Annotated in this window: 1 protein-coding gene; it reads left to right on the top strand. The window is 80.1% G+C overall.

The features are described 5' to 3' along the window. Window positions 1-69: 69 nt before the first annotated feature. A complete protein-coding gene (locus GTR00_RS22090) occupies window positions 70-678 on the top strand; it encodes a hypothetical protein (RefSeq protein ID WP_166613620.1) in 609 nt (202 codons plus the stop codon). Window positions 679-735: the final 57 nt, after the last annotated feature.

Raw genomic sequence — 735 nt, 5'->3', positions numbered from 1 at the left:
CTGCTGGTGGGGCTGCCCACCGCGGCGGTCGCCGCGCTGCGCTCGACGTGGTCGCCTTGAGGCGAGTCGATGCTCTCGAGCATCACCCCGCTGGGCGAGCGGGGGCGCGCGAGCCGCTGGCCGGTGACGGTGGCGGCCTACCTGACCGGGTCCGCCGCGGGCGGCCTGGCGCTGGGCACCCTGCTGGGGCTGCTGGGCGCGCTGCTGCCGCTGGAGCACCGCGCGGCGGCCGCGGCGGCGACGGCGCTGCTGGCGGTGTTCGCGGCGGTGTCGGTGGCGGTGGAGACGGGCCGGCTGCCGCAGCTGCCGACGTGGCGGCGGCAGGTGGACGAGGACTGGCTGCACCGCTACCGCGGCTGGGTGTACGGCGTGGGCTACGGCGCGCAGCTGGGCGTGGGCGTCGTCACGATCGTCACCTCCCCGCTGCTGCACGCGGCGCTGGCGCTGGCGGTGCTGGGCGGCGGCCCGGGCGCGGGCGCGGCCGTGGGGCTGGTGTTCGGGGTGGTGCGGGCCCTGCCGGTGCTGGCGCTGCGGGGCGTGACGACGCCGCAGCGGCTGACGTCGGCGCACCGGGCCCTGGAGCGGCGCGCCCCGGCGGCGCGCACCGCGGCGGCGTGGACGTCGGCGGCGGTGTCGGTGGCGGCGGCGGCGCAGGTCGCGGCCCTGGTGGCGGGCTGAGCGCGCGGACGGGTGGAGGAGGGGTCGACGTGCAGGTGCTGGCGCACGGCGTGGGGG

Origin of the sequence: Kineococcus indalonis, assembly GCF_009906395.1 — a bacterium.
GTDB classification, from domain to species: domain Bacteria; phylum Actinomycetota; class Actinomycetes; order Actinomycetales; family Kineococcaceae; genus Kineococcus; species Kineococcus indalonis.
The sequence above is the reverse complement of the archived record's forward strand: the minus strand, read 5'-3'. Positions and strand labels throughout refer to the sequence as shown.